Origin of the sequence: Thalassolituus maritimus (assembly GCF_900156675.1) — a bacterium.
Taxonomy (GTDB): domain Bacteria; phylum Pseudomonadota; class Gammaproteobacteria; order Pseudomonadales; family Oceanobacteraceae; genus Thalassolituus; species Thalassolituus maritimus.
Genome location: NZ_FTOH01000004.1, coordinates 149,112 through 166,496, shown reverse-complemented (window position 1 = coordinate 166,496; position 17,385 = coordinate 149,112). Strand labels below are relative to the sequence as shown.

The 17,385-nt window shown below is 51.8% G+C and carries 16 protein-coding genes; 7 read left to right on the top strand and 9 right to left on the bottom strand.

Features of this window, described 5'->3' with window-relative positions:
• Positions 1-9 precede the first annotated feature (9 nt).
• From BW941_RS07680 to BW941_RS07670, 3 genes are all read right to left on the bottom strand, one after another.
• Entirely contained in the window at positions 10-465 is a 456-nt protein-coding gene (locus BW941_RS07680; protein ID WP_076515015.1) for a YbjQ family protein, read from the bottom strand.
• Positions 465-785 (bottom strand): YbjQ family protein, encoded by a 321-nt coding sequence (locus BW941_RS07675; RefSeq protein WP_068434926.1) that lies wholly within the window; start codon positions 783-785, stop codon positions 465-467. Before BW941_RS07675 ends, BW941_RS07680 begins: the two co-directional genes overlap by 1 nt.
• Before the next feature lie 92 nt (positions 786-877).
• A complete protein-coding gene (locus BW941_RS07670; RefSeq protein ID WP_076515014.1) occupies positions 878-3,376 on the bottom strand; it encodes an acyl-CoA dehydrogenase in 2,499 nt (832 codons plus the stop codon).
• A gap of 351 nt (positions 3,377-3,727) precedes the next feature.
• Between BW941_RS07670 and BW941_RS07665 the strand changes: the two genes are divergently transcribed.
• From BW941_RS07665 to BW941_RS07655, 3 genes are read left to right on the top strand one after another with little or no spacing between them, the layout of a single operon-like run.
• Positions 3,728-4,969 (top strand): hypothetical protein, encoded by a 1,242-nt coding sequence (locus BW941_RS07665; protein ID WP_076515013.1) that lies wholly within the window; start codon positions 3,728-3,730, stop codon positions 4,967-4,969.
• A 2-nt stretch (positions 4,970-4,971) separates the two neighbouring features.
• Positions 4,972-5,688 (top strand): OmpA family protein, encoded by a 717-nt coding sequence (locus BW941_RS07660; protein WP_068441440.1) that lies wholly within the window; start codon positions 4,972-4,974, stop codon positions 5,686-5,688.
• Positions 5,685-6,143, top strand: a complete 459-nt coding sequence (locus tag BW941_RS07655; RefSeq protein ID WP_076515012.1) for a hypothetical protein — start codon at positions 5,685-5,687, stop codon at positions 6,141-6,143. Before BW941_RS07660 ends, BW941_RS07655 begins: the two co-directional genes overlap by 4 nt.
• A 9-nt stretch (positions 6,144-6,152) precedes the next feature.
• Here the strand turns inward: BW941_RS07655 and BW941_RS07650 are convergent, their stop codons facing one another.
• Complete coding sequence (locus BW941_RS07650; RefSeq protein ID WP_076515011.1) at positions 6,153-7,010, bottom strand: LEA/WHy family protein; 858 nt, start codon at positions 7,008-7,010, stop codon at positions 6,153-6,155.
• Positions 7,011-7,204: 194 nt separating this feature from the next.
• On the opposite strand from BW941_RS07650, the gene BW941_RS07645 reads away from it, so the two are divergent.
• Positions 7,205-9,367, top strand: a complete 2,163-nt coding sequence (locus BW941_RS07645; protein WP_076515010.1) for a membrane dipeptidase — start codon at positions 7,205-7,207, stop codon at positions 9,365-9,367.
• Here the strand turns inward: BW941_RS07645 and BW941_RS07640 are convergent.
• Positions 9,364-9,972, bottom strand: a complete 609-nt coding sequence (locus BW941_RS07640; RefSeq protein ID WP_076515009.1) for a carboxymuconolactone decarboxylase family protein — start codon at positions 9,970-9,972, stop codon at positions 9,364-9,366. The genes BW941_RS07645 and BW941_RS07640 overlap by 4 nt on opposite strands.
• Before the next feature lie 17 nt (positions 9,973-9,989).
• Positions 9,990-10,874: an alpha/beta hydrolase gene (locus tag BW941_RS07635; RefSeq protein WP_076515008.1), complete on the bottom strand. Its 885-nt coding sequence runs from the start codon at positions 10,872-10,874 to the stop codon at positions 9,990-9,992.
• 134 nt (positions 10,875-11,008) lie between these two features.
• On the opposite strand from BW941_RS07635, the gene BW941_RS07630 reads away from it, so the two are divergent.
• The 3 genes from BW941_RS07630 to BW941_RS07620 all read left to right on the top strand — a co-directional run bounded on the left by BW941_RS07630 (position 11,009) and on the right by BW941_RS07620 (position 12,952).
• Positions 11,009-11,662, top strand: a complete 654-nt coding sequence (locus tag BW941_RS07630; protein WP_076515007.1) for a TetR/AcrR family transcriptional regulator — start codon at positions 11,009-11,011, stop codon at positions 11,660-11,662.
• A 151-nt stretch (positions 11,663-11,813) separates the two neighbouring features.
• The gene (locus tag BW941_RS07625) at positions 11,814-12,482 is read left to right on the top strand and encodes a hypothetical protein (RefSeq protein WP_139325787.1); all 669 of its coding nucleotides are present in this window, start codon (positions 11,814-11,816) and stop codon (positions 12,480-12,482) included.
• Between the two features lie 62 nt (positions 12,483-12,544).
• Positions 12,545-12,952, top strand: a complete 408-nt coding sequence (locus BW941_RS07620) for a hypothetical protein (RefSeq protein ID WP_076515005.1) — start codon at positions 12,545-12,547, stop codon at positions 12,950-12,952.
• 29 nt (positions 12,953-12,981) lie between these two features.
• On the opposite strand, the gene BW941_RS07615 is transcribed toward BW941_RS07620, so the two are convergent.
• The 3 genes from BW941_RS07615 to BW941_RS07605 all read right to left on the bottom strand — a co-directional run bounded on the left by BW941_RS07615 (position 12,982) and on the right by BW941_RS07605 (position 17,385).
• Positions 12,982-13,647 (bottom strand): hypothetical protein, encoded by a 666-nt coding sequence (locus BW941_RS07615; RefSeq protein ID WP_076515004.1) that lies wholly within the window; start codon positions 13,645-13,647, stop codon positions 12,982-12,984.
• Positions 13,648-13,822: 175 nt separating this feature from the next.
• Positions 13,823-16,003, bottom strand: coding sequence for a catalase/peroxidase HPI (katG, locus tag BW941_RS07610; RefSeq protein WP_076515003.1), 2,181 nt, complete (start codon positions 16,001-16,003; stop codon positions 13,823-13,825).
• A gap of 176 nt (positions 16,004-16,179) precedes the next feature.
• Positions 16,180-17,385 (bottom strand): MFS transporter, encoded by a 1,206-nt coding sequence (locus tag BW941_RS07605; protein WP_076515002.1) that lies wholly within the window; start codon positions 17,383-17,385, stop codon positions 16,180-16,182.

The window sequence follows — 17,385 nt, the reverse complement described above, 5'->3', positions numbered from 1 at the left end:
GGCTCACAGCTACTTAGAGGCCGTGCTGGCTATCAGTGCGGTTCCGTAGGCAAGCACCTCTACTGAGCCAAGACCTTTGGCCGCATTTTCACCTATGCGGGAGGTTTCATATTTCACGTTATAGATGGTCTCTGCACCGAGTTGACGTGCTTCGTCCTGCATACGCAAAACAGCTTCCCGCCGGGCGCGGTCGAGAAGACTTTCGTAGGCGCCGACCCGGCCGCCAAAAATATTCCGCAAAGAGGCAGCGACGGTTTTGAAGTAATCGACAGAGATTACGACGCTACCACATACCAGAGTGGACTCGTGCCTGAGATACTCTGGGGGAGGAATTTTGACAGGTACAACAGAGACCCCTCTGAGTACCTGCTCCCGTTGGATGATGGAGCGGTAATGGCGACTCTCGGAAAGCCGCCCGAAAACGTAACCCAGCCCAAGGAGAACAAGGAATACGATCAGTTCCATCAGCGATCTTCCACGAGCACTGCAGTACCATATACGAAAATTTCGGAAGCACCGGCAGCAATGGAGGAGGTGGAGAAACGAACGTTGATGACAGCATTCGCTCCGAGCGCAGCGGCTTGCTGTTTAAGACGGTCGATGGCTTCTTCCCGGGACTCGCTCAGGAGCTCGGTATAGCCTTTTAACTCGCCGCCAAAAATATTTTTAAAGCCCGCCATGATGTCACGACCGGCATGCTTAGCACGCACAGTGCTGCCCTGTACCATTCCCAGATGCTGGGTAATGCGCTTACCCGGTACGACTTCCATATTGCTGATAAGCATCGAACTCTCCCTTGGCTGGAGTTTTGATAATACCCGAAAAGCGGGCACAAAAAAGCCCCGCAGGGCGGGGCTTCTTCTTACGACGTCAGCAATTAAGCAGTAGCTTCGTCAGACTTCTTTTTAGAGGTCTTTTTTGCTTTGTCGTGGTTTTCAGCAACAGTACCGAAGTGTTCCAGTGGGAAGTGGTCAACGTGTACCATTTCCAGAACATCTTTCTCGAATGCGATCATGAACTCGCCTTCGTCGGCTGTCAGAATGCCCATCTCAACACCTTCGTTGATGCGGCCTTCGATTGACAGAGTTGCTTCGTCGTACTTACCAGCTTTGATAGCATCGCCAATTTTCTTGTAGATGCCCTCAGCTTTCTCAACACGATCCAGCAGGCTGTCGTAGACAGCCAGCGGGTTACGCAGACCGTTATCGTATGCAGCACCGTATTTCTCGCCACGGTAGGCACCCTGAATCAGACGCTCACGGGTGTCAGTGTGGTAAGAAACCAGATCTACAACTTTAGCGACCAGCTTATCGTTAGGTGCCTTAGCACGACGGCCCAGTGGCATAGTCAGAACTTTCAGCAGCCATGCAGCAGGACGTGCTGGCAGGTTCTGCAGGAAGGCTTCATGTGCTTCTTCGAATTCGAAGAACAGCTTCTCGATAGAGTACTGAACCAGTGGCAGGTCTTCTTTGTTTGAACCCTGGTCAGCCCAGTGCTTCAGTACCATAGAAGCCAGGTACATCTTAGAAACCATGTCCGCCAGACGTGCAGAGATCAGCTCGCGGAACTTCAGCTCGCCACCCAGAGTAGACATAGCGATGTCGACACAGATTGCGAAAGAAGCGGCGTACTTGTTCAGCTGCTTGTAGTACTGCTTGGTAGGACCAGACACAGGCACACCAGTGAAGGCTGCGTTAGTCAGGTTCAGAACCAGAGCACGGCTCATGTTAGAGAAGATGAATCCGAAGTGACCAAACAGCGCCTTATCGAAGCCTTTCAGATCGTTCGCTTTCGCAGTTTCCATTTCTGGCAGTACGAAAGGATGGCAGCGGATCGCGCCCTGACCAAAGGTGATCATAGAGCGGGTCAGGATGTTTGCACCTTCAACAGTGATCGCAACAGGAACAGAAGAGTAACCAGACTCAACATAGTTCTTAGGACCACGGATAATGGCTTTACCACCGTGAACGTCCATCGTGTCGTTAGCAACGGCACGAGCGATCTCAGTCAGGTTGTACTTCAGGATCGCTGAAGGAACAGATGGCTTGTGACCTTCGTCAATAGCGATCGCAGTTACGCGTGCAGCAGCGCCAGCGGTGTACGTGTTACCAGCGATACGCGCAACGCGCTCCTGAACACCTTCCAGCTTAGCAATCGGTACATTGAACTGACGACGGATACGTGAGTAAGCGCCAGTAGCCGCGATAGAGTACTTACCACCGCCAGCACCAGAGCTTGGCAGAGTAATACAACGACCAACAGACAGACACTCAACCAGCATACGCCAGCCCTGACCAGCCATGTCAGCACCACCGATGATGAAGTCCAGTGGGATAAATACGTCTTTACCGAAAATCGGGCCGTTCATGAACGGAGAACCGATTGGCTTGTGACGGTTACCGATGTCCATGCCTTCGAGGTGGCGTGGCAGCAGAGCTACGGTAATACCAACGTCTTTCTTGTCGCCCAGAAGACCTTCTGGGTCAAACATACGGAACGCCAGACCAACAACAGTCGCTACTGGAGCCAGAGTGATGTAACGCTTTTCAAAGTTCAGTTTCAGACCCAGAACTTCTTTACCTTCCCAGGTGCCCTTACATACAACACCAACGTCAGGCAGAGAGGTCGCATCAGAACCGGCACGTGGACCAGTCAGACCGAAACATGGGATTTCACGACCGTCAGCCAGGCGCGGCAGGTAGTGATCTTTCTGCTCTTGAGTACCGTACTTCAGTAGCAGCTCACCTGGGCCGAGAGAGTTAGGAACACCTACGGTAGAGAAGGTCGCACCTGATACAGTCAGAGCCTGAAGAACTGCAGACTGAGTCTGAGCAGAGAAGCCAAGGCCACCGTACTCTTTAGGGATAATCATAGAGAAGAAACGTTCTTTCTTGATGTATTCCCAGATTTCCTTAGAGAGGTCACCGTTCTGGCTGATTTCCCACTCGTCTACCATTGAGCACAGAGTCTTAACCTGGTTGTCCAGGAAGTCCTGTTCTTCTTGTGGGATAGTCGGGTTAGGGTGGTTCAGCAGCATCTGCCAGTTTGGCTTACCAGAGAACAGTTCACCATCCCACCATACAGTACCGGCTTCCAGAGCTTCACGCTCGGTGTCGGACATCTGTGGCAGAATCTTCTTGTAGAAGTTGAAGATCGGCTTAGTCACGGTGTTGGTACGGAAACCATCAAGGCTCAGTACACCCAGTGCGCCAGCAACGATCAAAGAGATTACGGTAACAGCAGTTGCTGCGCCGAAAACGAAAGCAGCTACTGTAAAAGCAGCCATAACACCGGCTGCAACTTTCAGCGAGCTACGCTTGTAAGTCAGAGCGACCAGTGCGCCAACAAGGAGCAGGCTCCAGATTGTCGTAGTCATATCAGTACCTCAATAAGGTGGCCATAGGGCCGTTATTATTTCTGTTTTTTCATACTTCCAGCGCACGAGGCGGTTACTCACTCGCGCGTGAGGCTGGCATTCTAACCAGTAAAATCACTGCTTCGCAAACCCCAAATGTAAATTTCTTAGGGTGTGGCGGGGTGCGATTTTTTCTTTGATTTCAATAATTTCGCTGATTCGCACGCTAGCCTGTGCTGTTTTATGTGTGGTCTGGCACAAACACCTTGCACTGGCGGCTTTAGTGTCAGAAAAGAGCTTCCCGGCGAAAGCGTAAATAACGACTAAACTGACTCTGTGTGATGCAATAAATAACCTGTCAGGCTGCGTATTATGGTGTTGGAACAATTTTCGGTATGGACGCTCGTACTTATTGGTGGTGTCCTTGCTCTTGGCATTTTCTTTCATTTGTTCCGGTACTCTTCGAAGACAGCGGAAGTCGCGCCCGCGATTCTGACCAGTATTGGTATTTTCGGTACGTTTCTCGGCGTTGCACTTGGCCTCTGGCATTTCGATACCGCAGATATCCAGGGCAGCGTTCCACGATTGATGGATGGTCTGAAAACGGCCTTCTGGACTTCGATCGCGGGTCTGTTCGCTGCCCTGACCCTTAAGATCCGAGCAGCGGTCGAGCAGGCGGGCCGGCGTGCGGCCAGTCAGCATCGGGCCGCTACTATTGATGATCTTGACCTTTCTCTCCAGGCGCTGGTGAAGCAATTACACGATGGCTCTGAACAGAGCCTTCGCACTGAACTGGCGAAACAACACCAATCTTCCCAGCGACGCTTTGACCAGCTTGTTGATGTATTGACGAATTATCAGCAGAAGATGGCTGATGCGAACGCCAAAGCACTGGTTGAAGCCATTCGCGCCGTCATGAATGAATTCAATACCAAGATCAATGAGCAGTATGGCGAAAACTTCCGTCAGTTGAATGAATCCGTTGTTGCCATGCTGGAGTGGCAGCAAACTTACCGGACACAGCTCGACGACCTGATTTCAGAGCAGGAACGGTCATCCAACCTGATGAAAGAAGCGAGCAATTCGTTTGAATACATGGTTCGTAACGCCAATGCGTTCAACGGTATTTCGGAGTCTCTGCAGGAGCTCCTGACAGGCCTCGAAACTCAGCGTATGAACATTCACTCCCAGCTCGGTAGCCTCGCGGATATGGTAAATAACGCGGCTGAAGGGTTGCCGAAGCTTGAAGAGCGGTTGTCTGTTCTCACCCAGGGTATGTCCGATGCCGTCCAGTCTCAGCAGAGATGGGCGACAGAAGAATTGAGCCAGACACAAAAAGAACTCACATCCCAGTTGCACAGCATGATGCTGGAAAGCCAGGAGCAGCTATTGGCTCAACAGCAGCAGAGTCAGCAGCATATGCAGAAACTGGGCGAGCGCCTGGAGCGTCAGGTAGCTCAACTGGATACGGGCATGGAGGAAGAACTGAATAAAGCGCTTCGTGCATTCGGTCTTCAGTTAACGGCACTGTCTGAAAAATTTGTCTCTGATTACAGCCCGCTCACTGACAAGCTCACAGAGTTGGTGAATATGGCCAGACAGGTTGAGGACTGACCATGCTGGATGACTCTCAGAAGCTGGATGACTCGCAGGATCACGAAGGTCATTGGGTGGCTGTTTCTGACTTAATGGCGGGCTTGATGATGGTGTTCATGCTGGTCTCCGTGGTCTTTATGATTAACGTCGAAACTGAGCGCGATAAAATTCGTGATGTGGCGATCCTGTACGATCAGCTCCGCACCCAGTTGTACAAGGATCTTGAGACCGAATTCGCTGACGACATGCCACGATGGGGGGCTGAGCTCGATGAAGATCTGGCTTTCCGTTTTAATAACACCGATGTTCTGTTCGATAAGGGGGAGGCAGAACTCAAACCAGAGTTTCAGGCCATCCTTGATGATTTCTTCCCTCGCTATGTGCGAATTATCACTCAGGAGCAGTACCGCGACGATATTCTCGAAGTGCGCATTGAAGGGCATACCTCCAGTGGTTGGTTTGGTGCACGTTCGGAGGACGAAGCTTATATTCTTAATATGAATCTGTCGCAGGAGCGCACGCGCTCAACTCTTGCCTATGTGCTCGGACTGAAACCCGTTGCCGACGATAAAAACTGGTTGAAGGCGCATCTCACGGCCAATGGCCTATCTTCTGCCAAGGTCGTACGGGATGATGAGGGGAGTGAGCTTGGCTCTGCTTCCCGGCGGGTTGAGTTCCGGGTGCGTACCGATGCTGAAGGGCGCATTGCTACGATACTCGACCGGGTTCAGCCATGAAGCTCTACAACTTTCTTGAGGCGTCGGAATTTAACGCGCTCAAGCATCGTATGGGAGCGGACGGCTACGGACATTTTGTCGAATTCGACCCTGAACATCAGCTGACATTCGGTGAACGTGACCAATTGGCCAGAGGGGTACTGATGGCGCTCCCCGGGCAATTACGCATTCTCCCTGACCGTACACTCGCACTAAAGAATTCCCGGGTATGGATTGAAGGGGAGGGGCAGATTCACCTCGCTGCTTGTCACGAACTCCACCGGCTTCGGGACGCTGACAGCATCAAGGCCAGCACACGTGATCCTGAAAAAACATTCAGCATCTGCCCGGACTGTTTGGCCGAACTCAAATATCTGGGCCTGGACGGCCGCAAGAGTCGTCGTTTGTCTGAGCAATTGGACGAACTCTTCTCTATGGCGCGTTTCCGACAGGATTATCCCTTCTACCCGGTATAAATCGCCCGGTTAAGGATTCAGCGTACGCTCCGCCTTGAATTTAAGAGGCTCTGGTTTCCAGAGACCAATGTCAGGCGTGACGTCTGCACTGCCGTCGATACCCACTTTGACCGCTTCTCCACCAGACAGCATGCGGAAAAGGCTGATTCCCAGGTTAGTCAGACTGACCTCCAGAGGAATGTCAATTTTCTGCGATTGGCCTTCCTCGAGTTTAACGCTGCTGAGTGCGCCTTTACCCAGTGACTTTCCTTCAGCCTGAAGGTTATAGGCCAAAGAATTGAGATCCAGTCCGAAAGCATTTGGGTTTTCTACGTCCAGGCTGAGCATCAGTTTGGCTCCGCTCCAGCTGACATCCGACAGACTGATATCACTGAATGTAATCTCCGGCAGCTGCGGTATCGGCAGGTTGCCTGCGAAATTAACGGGAATACTGATATTGCCCATGACTGGAACATCCATGAGCACATTGCCGTCGAGCGTGTAATCAACAGAATTTTTACCGCTCAGGCCGCCAATCGCGTTGGCCAGGTCGGTGAATTTCAGAGTCACTGGCAGCTGCACAGATTCAGTACCATTGGCGGGTACAGTCACGGTTGCGTCTGGTTGATTTACCGAGGCCAGAGGTGATCCGCCGACGCCCAGATCAAGATCAAAGCCAGCAGCATCCAGTGCAAACCCATTCGGGTTACTGACGGCAACATCGACCAGCAGGGTTGCTTGTTCCAGGGACAGGCTACCCAGAGAAACGCCCGCAACCTCTGCGGTAGGCTTTTTGACATCCACGATACCTTTTAAGGCTGCACAGGATGCAAGGAAAGTAACAAACAGAGTGGTGCTCGTCAGTCGTATAAGTGATCGTGAAGTCATCAGTGTGGCCTGGATGTCAGAGTAAAAAAGTCAGGCGCTACTGTACCGCCTGATAAAGGATGGTTCCAGTGGGCCTGATCTGGTTCTTTTTGGGCCGAACCGGATTTACTCCTTGGCCATGGCCTTTAATACACGTAGTTTGAACCTGCAAAACGAAAATACGAAACAAAAATAAAAATAATAAAGGTGATGTTATGTCTCGGTTACGCTCATGGATTGCAGCGGGTTTTCTGCTGTCCTCGACCAATACATTTGCGATGTCTTCTCCTCCTGCTCCTGAACTCGCTGAGCCCTATCAAGGCAGTGTGGCGAGCCTGGCCCAGAGATGCGTCGGTATACAGTCCCCCGGGACAGGCCTGTGGCTGCGTTACGAGGAGAACCCGGGCTGGGCAGATGGCTTGCCGTCTTATTCGTTCTCTGGCGAATCAGTCACCAGTGCCAGTCTTTTCTATATGAAACCCAGTCGATATCAGCACTTTTTGCTGCGTGATGCCTCCAGCCGCTACCTGGGCGCAAGTTTAACCACGATAGTCAGAGCAGCAGAGTCAGCCAATGATCGTACCGAATGGAAGTTGGAATCCACGGGTGAGGGATATGCACTCTACAATGCGCAAACCGGGTTACAGTTAGCGCATAGAAAACGTAATGGTGAACTCTATTTTACCAGCGCCCTCGACTTGTTATCTCTGAATAAAGAAACCGCTCTGAATTTCGTCGAGCTGGAAGGCTGTCGAGAATTCCCTGAGGTCGCTGTCAATGCGCAGGGGAACCGCGATGCTTTAAAAGGCGATCCAGGATTGCCCGTGCGTGGCTACATTGATGCTCATACTCATATTTCGTCCTACGAATTTATGGGCGGAAAATTCATGGCGGGAGAGCCTTTCCACCGCTTCGGCGTTGAAGAGGCACTGAAAGATTCTGCCCATCTTCACGGTAAAAACGGATCGCTCGATCTGATTGGTAATCTCTACACCTTTAACGATATTAACAACCGCTACGACACCCGTGGCTGGCCAGATTTTCCCTGGTGGCCAAATCATCAGCAGATGAGTCACTCGGGCTACTACTATAAATGGATGGAGCGTGCTTACCTGTCGGGGCTACGCATTATGGTTACCAACCTGGTTGAAAATGAAGTGCTCTGCTGGGCTCAGAGCCGGATCAATCCTGCATCATGGATAAACCCGAACAGCTGCAATGTTATGGACTCAATCCGCTTGCAGGCACAGCGGCTTCGTGAACTCGAAGAGTATGTCGATGCGCAGGCGGGAGGGCCGGGTAAAGGCTTTTTCCATATTGTCACCACACCTCAGGAAGCCCGTGAAACAATCGCCGAAGGGCGGATGGCCGTGGTGCTGGGTATTGAAGCCTCGGAAACCTTTAACTGCGGACTGAATGACTACTGCACTCGTGAAACCATAGAAGCTCAGCTTCAGGAAGTATACGACCTTGGGGTTCGCTCTTTGTACCCGACTCATAAATTCGATAATCAACTGGCCGGATCTGTTGTTGAAAGTGGTTTTATTAATATCGGGCAGCTGCTGTCTACGGGGCGCTTTTTTGAAACAGAAGAATGTGCAGCACATACCCACGGTAAGCCAATGACGTCCGGCTTTCCTCTTATCGGAGATATCCCTGTTATTCGGGAAATTCTTGATGCCGTGCACCTTAATCCGGAATACGACGAATCTCGTCCGCACTGCAATCAACACGGCCTGAGTCCTCTGGGAAGCTACCTCGTGAACCGCATGATTGACCTGAAAATGATGGTTGAACTGGACCATATGAGTGACGCAACCGCGACAGCGGTCATGGATATTGCCGAAGCCAGAGGTTACAGCGGTGTTCTCTCGACGCACAGCTGGATGCTTAATGCGCCAGGTGGAGCCGTGCATCGTAATACTGAGCGTCTGATTGAAGCGGGCGGATTCGTAGCCCCTTATAATAGCGACGCGACGGACATGGTTCGTCGTGTTGATCGTTATCTGGATATCCTGGCAGATACCGAATATCTCAACGGTGTCGGTATTGGTACCGACATGAGTGGCCTGGGTGGACAGCCGGGTCCGAGATCGGATGTGGCAACGAACCCATTACTTTATCCATTTATATCGGAGTTCGGTATCGAGTTTAACCGCCAGGTATCAGGTAACCGGACCTTTGATTTTAATCAGGATGGAATGGCGCATTACGGCATGCTGGCCGACTTTATAGAAGACCTGCGTCAACAGGCGCCGGCGCGTACCTATGAGGCCGTTATGACGTCTGCAGAGGCGTATCTGCAGACCTGGGAGCGATCAACGGCCGCGGGTGTCACCGAGCATTATGAACCGGCCGGTCTGAAAGACATTGATTAACTACGTAATCTGGTAAGAACATTTTCCAGGGAAGAATCCAGGGGTATGCCGCTGCTGTTCAGAACACCAGCGAGCCCCTGGTACCAGCCGATCAACATAAGAAGCTCCACCATCAGGCCATGGCTATAATGCGTTTTCAGGCCTTCAATCGTTGCTTCATCGACCAGATGGTCATGAACCATACCGTCGCAGGCTCGCAGAATCAGAGATTGGCGTTCAGTCCAGCCGCTTGCCTCTGCTCCATCAGGGATGCGGCGAATTTCTTCGGGAGCGAGCCCTGCACGCAGGCCGATATCAACATGCTGGCCCCATTCATACCGGGACCGGCATAACCAGGCCACGCGCAAAATAGCGAGCTCAGTATCCCGACGATCTAACCTGCCAAAGGGCATCAGCTTTGATGCGAAAAACAGCATGCCGCGTAACAGCCTCATGTTGTGCATCATTAATAGCCAAAGGTTGGCCGCATTCAGTTTTCCAAAGCGCTCTATTCCCCAGAGAAGTACTCGTTTGGGAATACTCATCTGACCGTCCGCAATAGAAGGGATACGACGCTGAGCAGGCAGCTGCCAGCCTTCGTCTGGAATTAATTCTTCGTATTTCATCCTTGCCTCCGTCGCGCTTATACCGGGAAGTGCTCTTTTAGCCAGCCGATCTGAATGGATACAACTTTTTCAAACCACTCACCGCGATAAATATCAAAGTGGCCGGCATCAAGCTCAATAAGGGAGCCATTTGGCAACGCCTTTGCGTATTTCAGTGTGGGCTTTACTGGCGCTACAGTATCCTTCAGGCAGGCAATGAGAAGAGTAGGGGCTGTCACCCGAGCGGCCGAACGACCGGGAAAATAACGGGTAATTTCAAAGCCAAAGCGTGCAGCTACGTAGCCTGGAATATCCGACCCTGCAGGCTTGAGCCCATTGTAGCCCTCCATGACATCATGCGCAGTCATCAGAGCGCCATCGCCAGGATGACCAGCCAGATCCACCATGACGGGCGTTTTTCTGAATGGCATGGTCAGAAGGTCAGCGATAGCAGCCATTGACACTTTCATCAGGCTTACCGGGTGTAACGCCATTGACGAGGCAATCCCATTGGTAAATGGGCACTGAGACATTACACCAGCCACGCCAGGGACATTAGCCGCTGTTTTCAGTACATGACCGCCGCTGAACGAGCTTCCCCAGATGATTACCTTGCTCGCATCTACTCGTTGATCATTGATGGCGAACTGCACAGCAGCGGCCCAGTCTTCTAACTGGCGCTTGACGCTCAACAGCTGACGAGGTTCACCACTGCTATCACCGAAGTGACGATAATCAAAAACAAGACACGCATAACCCGCTTCGCAGTAGCGCTCAGCGAAGGCATCAAGACGCATTGAACGAACCCCGCCCAGGCCATGCGCCATAACAACAACGGGAGCTGGGTGAGCTGAGTCCGGGAGATATAACCATGCAGCGCAGTGATCATCATCAGACTGGAAAGAAACATCAAGGCGGTTCATACAGACACTCCTGTCGGTAGCGGTAACGTGGGTGATCAGTAATCTGTTGTTCGTTATTTTCAGGGTGGTTGGAACAACTGTTCCAGTTCATACTATCACTGTTGGAACGCTTGTTCCAAGTGGCTGGAGAAAGAATGACAGAACTGACTCTTAAGCAACAGCAGAAGGCGAGTGCCGTGCTTGATGCTGCTGAGGCGTTATTTGCGTCCTATGGGTACCACGCGGTGAGTGTGAGGGACATAACGGGGCTGGCGAAGGTGCGCCTGGCAACGGTGAATGATCTTTTTGGTGGCAAAGAAAAGCTCTTTTACGAAGTCATTAAGCGCCGTGCAGAAGTCGTTAACGCTCTCCGAGAGGAGCGTCTCGCTATGATTGATCACAATGAATCTCGTGGAAAACAGGCGGAAGCGATCATCGCTGCATTCTTTGATCCTCTGCTGGAAGTCAGTGAGCGTGGTGACGGTTGGCGCAATTACCTGCGGCTGGTTAATCAGATGGTCGGTTCGCGTTCGCCAGTACTAATAAATGTGATTGAGTTTTACAACCCTATCACCCAGAAATTCCTGTTGGCCTTGCATGGTCTCTATCCTGAAATTCCGTTTCCAGAATTTCTGCGGCATTGGCAGTTTATTCTGGCGACCTACTTCAGCGTCTTTGCGGACAACTTCAGGGTCAACAGCATGACGCGGGGCGAAGTTCAGAGCTCGGCCTTTTCTGAAACCTATAATGCTGCAAGAGTGTTCGTGCTTGGGGGGCTTCGCGCTTTTCTGGCGCAGTCTCGGGACTAAGCCTTGATAATCGAATTATGGCGTCAGATCAAGATAATGTGACTTGGATTTGCAGGCCAAAAGCACCCGGTGGTAATCTTGCCGAAGCTGCCCGCAGAGGTGGCATTCACCACAACTCCTGGGTAGTTAACAACCTGTGAGAGGCTCAAGAATGAGACCAATATACGCTTCAGTCAGTGCGCTGTTAGGAATGACGTGCGCTTTGTCTGCAATTGCCGCCGAACCCTTTAATTACGACTATCTGGGTATCACTTACGATTACCAGCGTATCGGCGTAGATGGCTTCAGTGAAGAACTGGAAGGGCATCGTGTTACGGCAATTTACTCCGAAGAGCTGAAGCAAGGGCTCATCTATCAGGCGTTCGGTACCACCGAATTTACCGATGACGAGTTGATGAGTTCTGGAGATTCCTACTTCTACGAGCGGGATTCAATCGATCTGGGTGTCAGCTTAGGAACTCATATCCCGTTCACGGCAAAAGCGGATGCAGTGGGTACAGTCAAGCTTGGATATGCGTTTTATGATGTATACTCGCGCCTGAAAGTGGATGGTGATGCCACCACGACCGTGGTCGATGAGTCAGGCTCCGAGCCTTTTGCGGATATATCTGCGGGTATTCGCTGGTTCCTGGATGACTACAACAGTATCGATATTCAGCCGTTGCTCGGTGTCATAGTGACAGAGGATACCAATGACGCTTACTTCCGTGGCCGGGTCAGTACGCGCTTAGTCGGTACGATGGAGGCGTATCTCGATATGACGACCTATCTGGATTCAGATTATCGTGCCTTTGGAACAGGCATATTCCTCTACTACTGAAATAAATAATAACCATGGAGTGCAAGTGGATTTGTGCTCCTGCAAACCAACAAGGACGTTGAATGAAACCTTTCCTGATTCTGCTACTAACTATCGCTCTCCTCGCCTGTGGAGGAGGCTCTCCCGCCACTACGTTAAGCAGCGGTACAGATGAAGAAACTGACGAAGGGCTGTTCCGTGAGTGGACAGATACCGATAGCGGTTTCCTTCTTGATCTCACCGGCGGCGCACTAAACAGCAACCTCGCCTATTACTTTGTCGAAGAAGACGGATCACGTTGTGATTGCAGTCTGACGTTTCTGGGTGACGAAACATCAGGCTCCTATGTACTTAAGCAGTGCACGTATCGGGTAGGAAGTTCAGGCGGAGACCCTGGCTGTAATTCTTCTGATCACACTGGGACGTACGAGCGGGACAATAATCGGCTTTCGATTTGTGACGACACTCAGGATTGTTCCACATATCGCTGAGTGTCTGAAATAAACGCGTTGATCATGAATCAGAAGTAAACACGGATACCGTAAACGTAGGTTGGGGCAGAGTGCTCAATATCTTTCTGGTAAGAAAAACGACCAGACAGAATGTCTGAAATATTCAGCTCCGCAGACAGGTCGACGATAATCGAATCTTCCTCTTCACCGGTCGCATAAGACACCGTGCCTGATAATTCCAGAGGTGAGTATTCAGATAGACGATAACGGGTTTCAAGATTAAGCGCCGAGCTGTCGGTATAGGTCACCGTGGATTCGCTGAAAAAGAAATTCACATCAGTGCGTTGAAACTTAGTTTCTACATCAGACTTAATTTCGCTGTACGACAGTCCTGGGATGAAGTGTAGGGTAGGGGTGATCTGGAAGTAGCGATCGATAGCAATCCGTAATGTCCGCTGATCAACATCGGCACCATATCTGGCTTCATCTGTCTCATAGCGGTCTTTCAGCTCAACAAATCCCGCGGAAACACTGGCGACTACCTGATATCCAAGATCTTTCTGGAGCTCAAGGACCGTTGCAGTTGTTTTTTCAGGCTCTCCCGAAGATGGAGAATCCAGCTTGCTCTTTGCGAAGCTAGCCTGAACGTAATCATAGTTTATCGCCGAGTCGGCAAATGACAGAGTAGGAAGGGCAACGGCCGCAGCCAGGACAGCAGACTTGAACGAGGGCATAGTGTTTTCCGTAATCGCAGCGCATCAGCGCCCGTTTCTGATAATTATTATTATGCCCGATAGTACAGAAACTGCCCGGATTATCAACAGAGTTCTGAGGCAGCAGAACGAAAGAGGCCCGCACGACGCGTCGCTGTGACCGGCGCGGATGCGGGCCTGAAACCCAGCGAAGTAATTAGCTCAGATCAAAACGATCCGCATTCATCACCTTCACAAAGGCCTTCACGAAGTCGTTAACGAACTTCTCTTTGTTGTCGTCCTGAGCATACACCTCAGCGTACGAGCGCAGGATTGAGTTAGAACCAAAGACCAGGTCTACACGCGTAGCAGTCCATTTGGTTTCGCCGCTCTTACGATCAACAATGTTGTAGTGGCTCTTGCTCGCGGGTTCCCATTTGTACGCCATGTCGGTCAGGTTAACGAAGAAGTCGTTACTCAACACGCCGACATTATTGGTGAATACGCCGTGCTCGCTGTCGCCAAAGTTGGTACCCAGCACACGCATACCACCGATCAGAACCGTCATTTCTGGGGCTGTCAGACCCATCAATTGAGCGCGGTCGAGCAGCATTTCCTCTGGCGCAACGACGTACTCTTTCTTGGCATAGTTGCGGAAGCCGTCAGCGAGTGGCTCAAGCACATCAAACGACTCAGCATCGGTTTGATCGTCAGTGGCGTCTCCACGACCCGGCGCAAATGGGACAGTAAGGTCCACGCCCGCATCTTTTGCTGCTTTCTCTACCGCAGCCGTGCCGCCGAGTACGATCATATCGGCAATACTGACAGGCTTACTGAAACCAGCACGAATGCCGTCAAGAACAGCCAGAACTTTTTGCAGGCGCTCAGGCTCGTTACCTTCCCAGTTTTTCTGAGGCGCTAAGCGGATGCGTGCACCGTTCGCACCACCACGGAAATCCGAACCACGGAAAGTACGAGCGCTGTCCCAGGCAGTCGCGACCAGTTCAGCGACAGTCAGGTCAGTTGCCAGAATCTGCGCTTTCAGGTCAGCAACCTCTGCATCGCTCAGCTCATAATCCACTGCAGGAATCGGGTCCTGCCAGATCAGATCTTCTGCTGGTATATCTGCACCCAGGTAACGGCTCTTCGGCCCCATATCGCGGTGGGTCAGCTTAAACCAGGCGCGGGCGAACACATCTGAGAAGTACTCAGGGTCTTTATGGAAACGTTCGCAGATTTTGCGGTATTCCGGGTCCATTTTCATCGCCATATCAGCGTCCGTCATCATCGGCATGGTGCGGATGCTCGAATCTTCAACGTCCACCGGCATATCTTCTTCTTTGATATCCACTGGCTTCCACTGCCACGCACCCGCAGGGCTCTTGGTCAGCTCCCACTCGTGGTTCAGCAGCATATCGAAATAGCCCATATCCCACTTGGTCGGATTGGTTGTCCAGGCACCTTCAGGGCCGCCGGTCAGTGTGTCGCGACCAATGCCACGACCCTTATGGTTGTTCCAACCAAGACCCTGTTCATTCACGTCCGCGGCTTCAGGTTCAGGGCCAAGATCGTCCGGGTTAGCATTACCGTGACATTTACCTACGGTATGGCCACCGGCGGTCAGGGCGACGGTCTCTTCGTCATTCATTGCCATCCGCTTAAAGGTGTCTCGTACGTCGGCTGCTGATTTGAGTGGATCAGGCTTGCCATCGCGGCCTTCCGGGTTCACATAGATCAAGCCCATCATCACAGCAGCCAGCGGGTTTTCCATCTCGTGATCATCTGAATAACGGCTGTTATCGTTGTCACTAGGTGCCAGCCATTCCTTCTCAGAGCCCCAGTAGGTGTCTTTTTCCGGGTGCCAGATATCTTCACGACCACCGGCGAAACCAAAGGTTTTCAGGCCGAACGACTCGTACGACAGGTTACCGGCCAGAATCATCAGATCTGCCCACGAGAGCTTGTTACCGTATTTCTTTTTGATTGGCCAAAGCAGTCGACGCGCCTTATCAAGGTTCGCGTTATCCGGCCAGCTATTCAGCGGCGCGAAGCGCTGGTTGCCGGTGTTCGCACCACCACGACCATCGGCAAGACGGTATGAACCCGCAGCGTGCCACGCCATACGAATCATCAGGCCGCCGTAATGCCCCCAGTCGGCGGGCCACCAGTCCTGGCTGTCAGTGAGCAGTGCTTTCACATCATTCTTCACAGCATCGAGATCAAGCTTTTTGAATTCTTCGGCGTAATTGAAATCTTCGCCAAGCGGATTCGTTTTGGTGTCGTGTTGGTGGAGAATGTCGAGGTTCAGGTTGTTCGGCCACCAGTCGGTGTTCGAATTTCCGTGTTGCGTGACACTGCCGTGCATAACCGGGCATTTGCCCGCAGAGTTGTTGTCCATCGTCGCACCTCATCAATTGCTATCGTTGTTAGCGTTGCTTGTGATTACTAAGATACAGAGTAGCGCGATACGTTGATATTAAAATTATATTAAATATATTGATCTGATAGTTATAATTGATTATGTCGGGTTAGACGGTATGAGGGCGCAAGCTTCAGGGCCGCACCCGCACAAAGTCAGCTGTTGGCTGCTACGGCTGACCGGTTGAATTGAACTAACAGCATAATGACCGAGGCAACAATGACAGGAACAAATGATACCCAGAGCACGATATCCCACCCCCAGTAGCTGAGTATGCCCCCCGAGGCAAAAGAGCCGATTGCCATCAGCGAGAATACGATGAAATCATTCAGTGATTGCACACGGTTTTTCTCTTCTGATCGGTGGCACTGTAGGATCAGCGCTGACGCTCCGAGAAAGCCAAAGTTCCAGCCTATGCCCAGTACGATCAGCATGGACCAGAAGTGGAGTACATCCACACCATGGAGAGAAATTCCGGCTGCAATGGCAGTGAGTATCAATCCTAAAGCTGAAATACGGATGGCTCCGAAACGCGCAATCAGGTGCCCGGTAAAAAAGCTGGGCCCATACATGGCAATCACATGCCATTGAATTCCCAGGTTTGCATCGGCCTGCGAGTGTCCATGGAAATGCATCGCCAGCGGAGCGGCCGTCATCAGGAAGTTCATCACCAGGTAAGAGACGGCACCACAAACAACGGCAGGCAGAAAGAGGGGCTGGCGAATAATGTCACCCAGCGCGCGACCTCCAGCAAGTTCTTCAACGCTAGGGCGTGGCAACTTAACACCCGACAGAACGGCGCCGGCAAGGGCTGCAGTAAGCGCCTGAATCAGGAAAGACGCCGCAAAGGGGGGAGTATCTAACCCGGGCAGAGAAAGATTCATCGTGTGCGTAATCAGCTGGGGCCCAACGACACCTGCAGCGATACCACCAGCCATCACCATAGACAATGCTCGTGGCTGCCTGTCAGGCGCTACGCCATCGGTCGCCGCAAAACGAAAGGACAGAACCACCGCAGCATACGCACCGCCGAATATTGTCGACAGGCACAGAAGAGTGAATGAACTGTAGATCATTGCAGCCATCGCCGATACCCCCGAAAGTACCCCCAGAGCAGTACCGGCCTGAAATGCAATCAGGCGCCCATAGCGCTGTGCTATGAGCCCCGATGGCAGAATACAAAGTGCCATGCCTACAACAAACAGAGAAATCGGGAGTGTCGCCAGTGCCGGATCAGGAGCCAGCTGATGACCTATGACCGCGCTGGTGGCAAAAATCACGACCGAGTTTGCACCCGCCAGTGCCTGAGCAATGGCCAGACGCCAGATATTATTGGTTTGTTGAGCTTCACTGAGTTGCAT